Raw genomic sequence first — 12,011 nt, forward strand, 5'->3', positions numbered from 1 at the left:
CAATTATTTTAAGAATTTTTCCACAGGAATTATTTCGGTGAACTCCTTGATTTCGATATTCCGATAGTATATTTCGGCTGTTTCTGATTGAAAACCAATAATACCTTCGCTTGGGTTTAAATTAAAGGCCATATTAACCACATCACCATTTAATTTATGAATGGTGTATTCACTCCCCATCACAATAATTTCACAGTGATTCCATTGACCATTTAAGGCATTATGATTTTCTGTAGGTGAAGCAAAATGTAACCAACTTTTAGTTTCATCTAAAACACCACCTGCTTTAGGATGTAAATAAGAATCGCCTTCCGGAACCGAATACCAATCGTACTGTACGCCTTTTGGGCGAATTAAATCGCCTGTATGATTCTTATCGGTAACCTGATTGTAGCGTACCTGATACTCAATACCCGTTGGCCAAATTTTATCGTCGGTAACATGATAATACACACCAGCATCGTATTGCCATCTTTCAAAATTGTTAGCTATTTTTTCGCCCCATTTATAGTCGAATCTTAAAATATACTTGCTGTATTTCTTTTTTGTATAAAACAAACCATGTGTTCCGTTTTCTCCTGTACCTAAATCTAAACTATCGGGTGCGCCTTTAAAAACGTGAACCATTTCATTTTCAATAGCGAATATTTCTTTAGCCATTTCGGCATCGTTATTTCTTAATTTAAGATACCAACCATCCCAATTTTCACCATTAAAAATTTTTACAAAACCTGCATTATCGGCTTTGTTTTTTTGAGCGCTTCCTATACTTGTGCATAAAATCAGTGCTAGGATAAAAACGGCAGATGGATTAATTTTTAAAAACTTCATATGGATTTTTCATGCGTTTATAGATTGATAAAATGATGAAAACGGCTGTATTATGATACAACTATTACATGAGCTAAATTATTTATTTGTTTTTTCAGTTCTTATAAATCATCGTTAATTTAGTGTAAATTATAGTTCTTTTATAATAGTGAAATAAAAAAAACAGCATTAAGAATGATCTCAATGCTGTTTTTTTTCAAAAGATATAAAAAGACTTAAAGCTTTTTTCTGAAATTATCATTGCTTTATTATACGCTTAACAAATTGGTTATTTTCAACCTCAACTTTCATTAAATAAACACCTGAAGACAGGTTAGACATATTAATTTCTGATGATGTTCCGCTAAAGTTATTAGTTAATAAAACTCTTCCGTTTAAATCGTAAATACTCACATTTGCATTATTAAGTAATCTGCTTTTTATTGACACCAAACCGCTAGTTGGGTTTGGATAAATATTAAAATCTAAATCTTCTTCTAAGTTGCTCGTACTTAATGTTACCGACACCATTATTGTTCCGAATTTCTTCCAAACATCGGCTGCTTCATAAGCTGCTTTAGCTTCTGCACTAGGTACAAATAAAGTCGCATCAGCAAGATTTACTCCCGAAAATTCTGATGCCGTAATTGCTGCTGGAACTGGATTTAAAACCTGTACCGTACTTAAGTTTTTAAGATTTAAAAATGCGCTAGCTCCAATGGAAGTGACGTTACGTGGGATAATTACAGATGTTATTCCGGCAGCATCTCTAAAGGTTTGCGATGGTATTTCGGTTAATAAAGTTGAGGCCGATAAATCGACTGTTTTTAAATTTGTCATCCCTCTAAAAACGCTCGTTCCCATAGTTGATAATGTATTTGGTGTAGTTACCGAAGTAACACTTGAGTTACCATTAAAGGCACCATCTCCCACGGACTCGGCACCACTCATAATATGGTTTATTTCTAGAATTGAACTGTTTACGAAAAAACCTCTATCATCTATTACTTTTATTCCGTTTGTGGTTGTAAATGATAGCGTTGTTAAACTTCCACCTCTAAACGCCTGATAGCCTATTGATGTTACTGTACTTGGTAATTCAATAGTTTCTGTGCTACTGCCGTTGAAAGCATTATCTCCTATTCTAGTAACCGTAAATGGCGTTTCTGTTTCTGGGCTTGTTGCTGTACTTGGTACAACCACATTAACTAATGAGCTAGATATAACCTCGGCTTCGTAAGGGGCTAAATTTGTTACTTTATATTCTATATCTCCCACTATAAATGTATCACCAATAGTATTTTGTTCTGGTTCTTCAACAACAATATTATCACAATCGGAAACTGTATTAATGGTATTTCCTGTGCCATTATCGGTAAATGTTCCATTTGTATTAATAATACAAGAACTTACGGTTGATAAAATTTCAACAGGCATTTCGGTACAAGTATTCAAAATAGTTCCGCTAGTTGATGTGCTTCCTAGTGGTGAAAACGGATTCGCTCCAGATGGTCTTGTTGCTCCTAATTTTATAGGGTGTTCTTGAAGGCGTGTAGCATCATTCCATTTTTTAAGTGTGACGTTATGATTATTTCCTCCGATAGTAGCAATAGCATGCAACGTAGTAGTTGCCTCTGTTTCCATTAATGAAAGTTCTACGGTTGACGCACCTCCATTAAGATATAACAAGGGTCCATTAACAGCATCTCCTCTACTGTTTTCAATAGTTACCTCTTCCACTTGATAGCCCGCTTCGCAACCTGTAGCTTCACAGTTTTGCATTAATACATCGCCACCATAACGCGTAAAAGCAAAGCCAGAACGTGTGTTTTTGGCAACGCAATTTATAAGCGTAATAGCCCCTGTTGTATGGCCATCAACTCCACCTGCACCGTATGAACGATAACCAACTTCACTTAAAGATTTTGTATAACCAGGTGTGATAACTTTATTACCTTCATAATTAGTATAAACTGCGGCAAAACCTCTATCAAAAGCAGGCCCTTCTGTTTCAGCTAACATATCATCGGTTGTTCTTGTTACAGATTCAGCGTGGCAATCTTCAAAAAGCACATTTCTTCCTCCTTGAATAAAAAATAAATGTCCAAATGCCTCCGAATAAATAGAACAACGCTTTATATTAATATTTAATCCTTCAACTAGCAAACCACTGTGCTTACGTAATGTAACTAGATTACCATCGCCTTTCCCCAGAAGATCACCATATCCATAAGGGTAAGAACCGTTTATATTTAATGTAACATCTTCCATCGTATTATTTTCTCCTGCAATAGTAACAGATTGCATACCTGGACTTGAAGGCGCAGAGTTACCAATATCTGTTATTGTTAAGCCTTTAATGTTTACAAAATTCCCGGTAACATATAGCTCTATAATACGCGTACCATAATCATTTAAGAGCTCTGAATTTATTTCAATAGTAACACCGGTTAAATCAAAGGTGTTATTACTTCCACTGAATTCAATCATAGCGTGTCTGTTGTTCGCGTCCGGAATCGTGTTCTCAATAACCTCAGGAGTTAGATAATCTTCCATTTGATAAACGCCAGGATCCATAACAATGTTTTGGTCTGAATTACCTGCTGCCACAGCAAGCTCTGCAATACTAGATATTTGAGTTTGCCCCATAACCCCATGAACAGTAAAGAGGCAGAATGAAAAAACGAATAGTATTTTATTCATTTTAAATAATTGTAATTTTGTTTTCATACACTTAGTTTTTAATTATTTAGTTAGTAGTAATATTACTATTTAGTAAGATTAAAATCTATAAATTATCACTTCATCCCTTTAACTTATGGTCATTTCCAATTGTAAACACCCCTGTTTTTTTAGTTTAAAGAAATTCTTACATAAAAGAAGTTCTACCAAATAAATTTGACAGAACTTCTTACTTTAAATAATGAATGAATTGGTTGGTTAGTACGAATTACAACTTCACTATTTTTCTGGTGATATTTTTCGATGTATCGGAAATCATCAGCATATAAACACCGCTGTTTAATTGAGAAATATTTAATTCAACTTGATTTGAATCTGGTTTAGTTTCCATAACTTTCTGACCGCTTAAAGCAAAAACGTTGATACTGGTTTCATTTAAGTTTAAGTTCGCCGAGCCTAATGAAATATAAAGTGCATTTGAAACTGGGTTTGGATACATACTGATATTTAGACCTTCCGAAGAAGTACTTAACGATGTTGCTGCATATTCGATAATCAATTCAGGAACCGTATCGCCTTGTTCTTTGGAATAAAAATCGATACCAACACCACTATTCGCAGGATCTTTGATAGCAAAAGTGATGATATTATCGTCATTCGCTTCTTGAGCCACATAAGATGATACATCCCACTCACACCAAGTTTTAGAAATTGTAGTAATTTCGGATCGCACATTAGAATAGTCTGGTTTATTGTTCCAAGTTATTCCTGTTTCCGTCCAGCTATCATCAGCCACATCATATACCGTTCTTAAATCTCTATAACCTGTTCTTTGGAACAGCCTAAGCTTTGCAGAAACGACGTCACCAGGAACCGAATTTAAATCGAATTTCAAAATCGCATAACGTGCATCTAGTTTTGTAACCATCGATGTCGCTTCTCCAAAATTATCATTCGCTTTGCCTTCATGCACATAAGCATCGGCATCGGCTCCTAAAATCAAAGTTCCTGCAACTACAGGTACAACGGTTAATTCTTGAGAAACACTTGGTGCTTCATTATAAGCAGCATCGCCTTCCTGTGTTGCTGTTATAGTGGTTTGCCCTACCCCAACAATATGCACCATACCATCGACAATAGTTGCTACTGAAGTGTTTGAACTTGAATAACTCACATCCAAACCAGATGTTGCTGAAGCTTCTGGATCGAAATCATCTCCACCCAATAATTTATTAGACATCGTGAAAAACTGAATGGTTTGATCTTCTTTTACAATTCCTGTTTCAGCTAAAGTGAAATTATCTAATTTGAAAGTATTGGAAACTCCTGAAAAATAAATTTTTAAACTTTGAACGCCTTTTTCTAATTGAATATCTTCTGCAATAACATAATCTTTCCAATCGGAATCTCCTTCAGAATAAGGCGCACCAAACGGCACCGCTTCTTCTCCTGTTTTTTCTTCACCTCCAAAACTAAATTTAACATTACCTCCTGCTTGAGAAGCAGCATATTTAATACTAATGCTATAAATGGCAGTTTCTGGAACTGACACCGTGTAGGTTAACCATTCGCCAGCTTCTATGTCTGTTAAATTATATCCACCAGTTGTTATCGTTTCAACATCTACGTTGTCCATCATTCGGTATGCGCCACCTGAATTCCCAACGCTTAAATCCTTGTAAACTCGACCTTCACCATTTTGTAAAGGATCGTAATCAAAGTTCTCAGCTTCAACAACTTCAGCAATAGTGTGTACCGCATAATTTGGTAAACCATTAGCATCGAAACCCATTATTGGATCTCCAAAACATTCCACAGGTCTACGAAATGTAAGTGCTCCCCAACCAATAGCATCGTTAGTCCATCCGGCTTTTTCGTAACCACTTAATTCAATCGATTTATCTCGTGCACGTTGTGTCCATTTGGCTTCTTCTTCAGTTTTAAAACCTCTACCGATGTAATGTGCTGTAGACATTTCCCAAAGTGGACGATTGGTTGTAAACCCGCCAATACCTTCAGGACTCATAGATTTAGAATACCATCGGCCTGTTCTGTCAAACCCAGTAATAAAATTATCTGGTTCCCATGGCGTTGTTTGATCTGGATAAGATGCTATGGCCGATACGTTATATTTTAAAGAAAATTCAAGTCCTTTTAAAAATCGATCGTCTTCATGACTATACAAATCGTCACCTTGATTCCATGCCATTTCGGACATCGACCCTAACAAACCAATACCAAAAAGCACATGCCCTTGATCTCTTGACGATTCTTGGCACTGACCATTTTCGTATATATAATTGGTCATCAATTCATTATAACCATAGTTCGCTTCGGAATATCCACGCGTAATACCATAAGTATCCGAGTGATCTCCAACAGCGGTAGGCGCTTCGCTACTTGTATTTGGTCCGGCAGGATAAGGAAGATCGCCTGTGTGCTCGTTTAAAGTACCTTTTATGTAATGATAAGCACGATTATACATGGTTTCGTTATCCAAAAAGATACCCATAGCCATCACGGTACGCCATCCTGAAAGTCCTTGATTTCCGTGTCTTACAGGATCACCTAGATAAGATTTCCAATAAAATGTTGCATTATTTCTAATATCGGCAGGTTCTGTAGTAGTAGAATATCCTGGATATACCAACATATCTTTAAACGCTTGCAAATCTGCAGCTTCCCAACCTGGATATGTACTTTTAATAATTTCGGCAGCTTCTACCATAATGTATGCCACACCACCACTTAAAGCTTCTGTTCCACCACTAGTTACCGATGTTAAATTAGACCAAGCTTTGAAAATTTCGACAGCTTTATCAGCATGCTTTTTATCTCCTGTGATATAATATCGGATGGCATTATAATAAGCCGCTCTAATATCGCTGTTCCATGCATTGTAATTCACTTTAGAATCTCTTCCTAACTCGGTAAAAGATTCATCACCTTGCACTACATAGTCGTAGCTCGATTTAGCATCTAACTCCATTTCCTTGTACGATGCATACCACGGATCAATTTGCGCTTCAACCATATATTTCATACGGTCTAAATCTGATTTTTTATGCGAAATCCCTGGGTGAACAAATTGTGCACGAGGTGGTTTAGGAGCACTTGGTAGTGCATAAGTGGCTGGATCATTTTGGAAGTTTTTAGAATCGACATCGGTTACTTTTAACCAATACCAATATTGCGTTCCATTTTCTACAGAAGTATCTGTATAGCTTGTTCCTGTTACACCATTTCTTATTAGTTTTCTTCCACTAGCATTATCATCGGTATCTCTAAAAACACCTATATTTTGAATGTCTATATTTTCAATATCCCAATCTAAAGTTACAAAACCATCGCCTGCTGTTGCAGAAAGTTCCACACTTGGCTCTCCAGATGATGGATTAGCACTCGCCGCATTAGAGTTTATAGTGTTTTCTGAAATATCACTCGCTTTAACCCAGTACCAATAATCTGTACCTCCAACAACCGAATTGTCGATATACGTCGTTCCTGACACATTACTCGCTATTAAAGTACGTCCGCTAGCATCAGCATCTGTATCTCTAAAAACATCTTGTCTTACGGTTGTCACGTTATCTAAAGTCCAATTTAATTCCACAGTATTAATACCCGATGTAGCACCAAGCAAAATACGTGTTTGATTGGTTTGATAAACGCAGTTTACACTTGCATCAGAAATATTACCAGATTCGTTTACACCACCTGGCAAGCTATAATCTGCACTATCATCATCCGTATCATTTCCGTAGGCATTATTATCAGTTACAATTCCGGTAACACCGTTAACACCACTTATACCCTCTAATGTATTATTTGAAACACAGTTTCTTCTAATATCAATATTGGTTGTTGGCACACCTTCGGAATTAGCTAAAATACCCACATTACCATTATTTTGCACAATACAATCGTGTACTAAGTAACCAACTGTATTAGCCGCACGAACACCTCTAAAATAGTTGCCCGACATTTCACAATTGTATATTTTAATATCCTCACTGTAAGAAATATTAATACCATTTGCCGATGTAGAATTCAAAAACTGGCTATCTCGAACTTCTGCGCCATATACACGACGTAAGTACATATTATGTGCAAAGCCTTCTTGTCCTGCCGTTCCGTTTTCATCAAATAAACAGTCTTTTACTAATAAGTTTGTTGCGCCTTTAATATGAACGCCCCAACCCGTTTTTGTGCAATGCACATTTAAAATTTTGATATTGTCGTGATCTACACCTTGCGATGTAATTTGAATACCGCCGCCATTTAAAGCGTTAGTACCTTCTATTTCTAAATTCTGAATAACAAGATTTACCAAACCTTCCGCATCGGCAATTATCATGTTCATATTTACCGTCGTTTTAAGTAAACTTGCCCATTGTCCTTCGCCCTGTAATGTAATATTGCTTTTTATTCGAAGTGGTTCTGTAATATTATGCGTTCCTGAAGCAAGGGTTACAATACCTCCTCCACTAGCAGCGACATTATCTATTGCGGCTTGAATATCGCCTCCTGGAGCTACAGTTTCATCGGTTGCCCAAATAGATAGGGATAAAAAAAAGAAACAAACGAAACATATCGAATGTTTAAAAAAATAATAGTTCTTCATTCTTTAATTAGTTTAGAAAGAAGGCCTTACTCTGGTAACATTTGGGGTATTAAGAATAAATAGGCTACCTGCGTAGCATACTTAAAATGGTTATGTAATGATATTATTTTGAAAGCAGAATTCTTATAAATTATAGATATTTACCTATAAACTAAAGTTCTTTTCTGAGGATTAATTCGCACAATAACAGGTATTAACAAAAAAAGCCTACTTATATAAAAGCAGGCTTTAACATTTTATTTTTCGAAAATTTTAATTTTGAAAGGCAATCTGTTTATGAAAAACGTGATTCTGAATTACAATATACTTTAATTCCTCTCTGTTTTTGAGTCATAAAACTCATAAAAGTAACTCCAACTAAACGTCTCACCCGGTGCTACTTTAATATCAATATAGGTTTCTGGACATATTGTTTTTGAAGTTCCCCAAAGTCGGAATCTAGAAAGTGGTTGATCCCCTGTAATTTTAACACCTGCTCCTGTTTTAGAATGATGTATTCTAACATTAAAAGTATCAACATTATCATTCAATCCATTCAAGTGTTTAATAGCTATAGACTCATCTCCTAGAATATTTCTTTTGAAAAGGATTTTATTTCCTTCAATGTCGAAAATATCGCCCAAACCTCTACCTTCCCCGGAAACTTCAACAGGAAAAGTCATTTCAAAATCTTTACCAATGGTTTGATTATCAATAACCAAAAAATTATGATTGAAGCCAAAGGTTTTTATTTGTTGATTCCCTGTGTTTCTTAAAACATGAGAAACCTGCATTATTGATTGATTTTCAACGAGCCGAATGGTTTTAGTATAATCATAGGACACCGTTTTAGTATTGACAACATGTCCAAATTCCACGGTATTTACACTCGTTTTTAAAGTCCGTTTTCCTGGATTTATAATTTCATAGTTTTTGAAGTCACTATAATTTTCATCAGTCGTTTTTTTAAGAACGCCCACACCTATTTTAACGAAACCCTCACCAACAGCAACATCATTATAATTTAAAGGCGCATAAGCCTCGACAGGCCCCATAATGGTAGCGAATGGTGGCGGATTATCAGCATCAAACCACTGACCGAAATACGTATGCCCATCAAATTCTAAATTTGAAATAACACCCGACCAATCAAACCGTGTGCCTTTATAATAACCATCTTCTGAATCTGGTAGATATAAATTAGCTTTAAGTATCCCATTATTAATTTCTATTTCAGGATATTTTACCTCTTGACTATTTACCGAAAACAGACCAAACATCACAAGAAAAAGCATGTACCCCTCTGCCTTAGACAAGCATCTTTTTATATGTTTCGATTTAGTAGATTTCATTGCCATAGCATTTTTAGTTTACTATTTACGCTTTACCAAATGAGAAAGCATAAAATCGCTACAACGTTCAGCTATTCCTTCAAAAGAAGGAGAAATATTTTTTCCAGACATACTATGTCCTGCATTTTTAACGGCCAATAACTGCACATCTGCCTTTTTCTTTTTAGCCACTTCCATCATATAAAGTGAATTAATAATAGGAAGCGTCGTGTCTTTTTCGCCATGTACTAATAGAATAGGTAGGCTATTTTTATCTAAAAATTCCGTAGGACTCATCAAGTGTGCTAATTCTGGTTTTTCTTCAACACTTCCTCCTAAAAGACGATTGAAAAGTTTTCCATCTTCAAAAATAGAATTAGGTCTAATATCAGGGTTTAAACATGACGTAAAAGGGAAAAAAGAAGTTACAAATTTATACTCCGGATGAATATCGGCTAAACTTGGATCGCCAGGAAAAGGTGCGTCTGGAGCTAAAGCTGTAACCAAACTCAGGTGCCCTCCTGCAGAACCACCCCAAATGCCATATTCTTCTTTATCTAATTTATAGTCAACTGCATTTTTTAGAAGAAATCGCGCAGCATCTTTACAATCTACCACAGACTCGTAAGATGTTACAGGTTTTTTCGCTAATCGGTAATCTATGGTTGCACACACTATACCGTTATCTAAAAGGGTTTGCAATGTACCTAAAAAAGAATCTCTGAAAATATTTTCTTTTACACCTCCAGCCCAACCACCTCCGTGAACAAACACAACCCATGGGTTTTCAGCCTGAAGTACATCTGCATTAGGATAAAAAACATCCATGACTAAAGGTTTCCCATTGACTGTTTTATATACAACGTCTTTTTTATAGTTTTCCCCCTCTACAAAACCGAAATCGGCTGGTGCCTGGCCATGTAAAATAGAAACACTTAAAAGAAAAAAAGTAAGCATAATAAAGGCGAAATGAACCGGTGTTTTTATTGATTTCATATAATTTGAATTAAAGTAAAAAAGTCTCAACTTAATTTATGTTGAGACTTTTGTAAATATTATGATTTTTGATTCCAAAGTCTGTAAGGATCATCATGAGCAACCATTTGCTCTAATAACAAAGCTTCCATTTCTGCTAGTTTTTCTGCATATTTTGGGTTTTCAGCTAAATCCGTTTCCATTTCACCTGGTTTGTTATGCTCAGGTAAATATTCGTTTGGATTTTCTGCTAAGTTGAAAAGTTGAGTTTCTCTCACTTTACCGTCCATTACATCATACTTGATTAATTTCCAATCTCCCATTTTCACACTACGCATCCCTGGTTTTGTTCCACCAGCGTATACGCCATACATCACGTCGCGAACCGTTTCTTTTTCACCTTTAAAAACAGGTACCATACTTTTACCTTCAACGGTTTTTGGAGCATCAATTCCTGCTAAATCACATAACGTTGGTAATACATCTAAAAGGTACATATTTCCTGTTACACGTTTTCCTGAAGGAATCCCAGGTCCTTTAACTATAAATGGCACTCTCGAAGTATGCTCGTATAAGTTTTGTTTTCCTTGTAAACCATGACGACCAATAGCCATACCATGATCTGAAGTATAAACAATATAAGTATTATCTAGTTCGCCCATAGCTTCAAGCTTAGCTAAAACTTTCTCTAATTGATTGTCTACATTCTCTGAACAAGCGTACTCTCTACCTAATTCATTTCTTATTGTTCTTTCATCTCTATTTTTCCAAACACCACTTACACGTTCTTCATCTCTAAGTTCTGGATGTCCATGAAAAAACGGGTGTGCAGCTAAATAATTATCTTGAAGTTCTGGTTGCTTATCATTTGCAGCAGGCAATGAATTTGGATCTTTATGATTGGTTGCACCATACTTTTCTAACAATTCCGGCGTACCATTTCGAGTATCATGTGGGTGAGAAAATCCGAAATAGATAAAAAACGGATCTTCTTCTTTCGCAACTTCTCTATCTCCTAAATATTCTAGCACTTGCTTTGCATGCCAAGCACTTCCTGTTTCTTCTGTCCCGCCACGTTTTGTTGCATCGTGAACCACAGTAAATTGCTTGTTCGCTCCTGGATAAGAGTTTCCTTTTTTACAAGTTCTCATGGTTTTATAACCCGCACGATTAAAAACAGCTCCAATAGTTTGGTCGTCTATCTCGTTTGGGCCAGTTTGCTTTTGAAATTCTGCACTTGGCGGTAAATGCCATAACGTTCTTCCAGACATAATCATGTGGCGCGATGGTGTACAGACAGCTCCATTCATAGAACCCATGTGGCGCGCTTGCTCAACAACCACACCTTGGCTAGCCAATTTACTAATGGTTGGTGTTTCTAAAATTGAATTTGGATCGTAGGTTTGCAAATCGAATGGCGATTGATCATCCACCAGTACAAATAGAAAATTTGGACGTTTTGGTGCTTCTGCAACTTCCGATTTTGTTTCTGCTTTATTTTTACAACTTGTAAAAGCTAGCACTAAAACTCCTGCTAAAAGGGTGTGTTTAAAAAATTTATGCATACTATTTATTGTTTGTTTAGTTTTTGATATTAATGTGAGTTGTTT

6 protein-coding genes are annotated in these 12,011 nt (G+C 36.0%); all 6 read right to left on the reverse strand.

Annotated features, from left to right (window positions below; all coding sequences use genetic code 11):
* Positions 1 to 3 precede the first annotated feature (3 nt).
* Positions 4 to 831 (reverse strand): 3-keto-disaccharide hydrolase, encoded by an 828-nt coding sequence (locus QWY92_RS09030; protein WP_290270480.1) that lies wholly within the window; start codon positions 829 to 831, stop codon positions 4 to 6.
* A 237-nt stretch (positions 832 to 1,068) separates the two neighbouring features.
* Entirely contained in the window at positions 1,069 to 3,540 is a 2,472-nt protein-coding gene (locus tag QWY92_RS09035; RefSeq protein ID WP_290270482.1) for a leucine-rich repeat domain-containing protein, read from the reverse strand.
* A gap of 220 nt (positions 3,541 to 3,760) precedes the next feature.
* A complete protein-coding gene (locus QWY92_RS09040) occupies positions 3,761 to 8,116 on the reverse strand; it encodes a CBM96 family carbohydrate-binding protein (protein ID WP_290270484.1) in 4,356 nt (1,451 codons plus the stop codon).
* 308 nt (positions 8,117 to 8,424) lie between these two features.
* The gene (locus QWY92_RS09045) at positions 8,425 to 9,447 is read right to left on the reverse strand and encodes a hypothetical protein (RefSeq protein WP_290270486.1); all 1,023 of its coding nucleotides are present in this window, start codon (positions 9,445 to 9,447) and stop codon (positions 8,425 to 8,427) included.
* A gap of 21 nt (positions 9,448 to 9,468) precedes the next feature.
* Positions 9,469 to 10,422 carry an alpha/beta hydrolase gene (locus QWY92_RS09050; protein WP_290270488.1) on the reverse strand — a complete coding sequence of 318 codons (954 nt, stop codon included), beginning with the start codon at positions 10,420 to 10,422 and terminating at the stop codon, positions 9,469 to 9,471.
* A gap of 59 nt (positions 10,423 to 10,481) precedes the next feature.
* Positions 10,482 to 11,966 (reverse strand): sulfatase family protein, encoded by a 1,485-nt coding sequence (locus QWY92_RS09055; RefSeq protein ID WP_290270490.1) that lies wholly within the window; start codon positions 11,964 to 11,966, stop codon positions 10,482 to 10,484.
* Between the last annotated feature and the right edge of the window lie 45 nt (positions 11,967 to 12,011).

It is taken from the genome of Algibacter miyuki (assembly GCF_030409805.1).
Taxonomy (GTDB): Bacteria; Bacteroidota; Bacteroidia; order Flavobacteriales; family Flavobacteriaceae; genus Algibacter; species Algibacter miyuki.

Coding starts and splice junctions, on each gene's coding strand:
- QWY92_RS09030 (WP_290270480.1), bottom strand. CDS start 831: ATGAAGTTTTTAAAAATTAATCCATCTGCCGTTTTTATCCTAGCACTG.
- QWY92_RS09035 (WP_290270482.1), bottom strand. CDS start 3,540: ATGAAAACAAAATTACAATTATTTAAAATGAATAAAATACTATTCGTT.
- QWY92_RS09040 (WP_290270484.1), bottom strand. CDS start 8,116: ATGAAGAACTATTATTTTTTTAAACATTCGATATGTTTCGTTTGTTTC.
- QWY92_RS09045 (WP_290270486.1), bottom strand. CDS start 9,447: ATGAAATCTACTAAATCGAAACATATAAAAAGATGCTTGTCTAAGGCA.
- QWY92_RS09050 (WP_290270488.1), bottom strand. CDS start 10,422: ATGAAATCAATAAAAACACCGGTTCATTTCGCCTTTATTATGCTTACT.
- QWY92_RS09055 (WP_290270490.1), bottom strand. CDS start 11,966: ATGCATAAATTTTTTAAACACACCCTTTTAGCAGGAGTTTTAGTGCTA.